This is a genomic window from Streptomyces gottesmaniae (genome assembly GCF_031845845.1).
GTDB lineage: Bacteria > Actinomycetota > Actinomycetes > Streptomycetales > Streptomycetaceae > Streptomyces > Streptomyces akebiae.
Map to the genome: position 1 here is coordinate 1 of NZ_JAVRFJ010000175.1, position 399 is coordinate 399.

Genomic DNA, 399 nt, shown 5'->3' on the forward strand with positions numbered 1-399 from the left:
GGTCATGGGGGATCCGTCTCCTGGTACGGACGGCGGTGTCTCTGCCGCACCTGAGTGAGGGCAGGGCGGTGCGCTTCCGCCGTCGGGCGGAGCCGTCGAGTGAGCGGCTGGGCACTCACCGTAGTCATGAGGAGGCTCCTGGAGCAATCTATTCGGGGAAGATATGTCCCAGAGTTGGACTCGGCGGCAGCTCGGCGGACACACTGTGACCGTGACGCGATCAACTCAAGCGGCAGGCAACCGGATCTCGACGGTTCTGGGGCGCAAGCTGGGTGCTGAACTACTGCGGCTGCGAGACGCCTCGGGTAAGACGCAGCAGCAGGCGGCGGGTGCCATCTCCGCGACCGCGACGAAGGTCGTGAAGATGGAACGCGGCTGGGTTCCCATGCGGGACCCGGA

The 399-nt window shown here is 66.2% G+C and carries 1 protein-coding gene; it reads left to right on the forward strand.

The window, feature by feature from the left end; genetic code table 11:
• Positions 1-256: 256 nt before the first annotated feature.
• The coding region (locus tag RM704_RS44940) for a helix-turn-helix domain-containing protein (protein WP_311593646.1) at positions 257-399 on the forward strand (143 nt) is incomplete at its 3' end.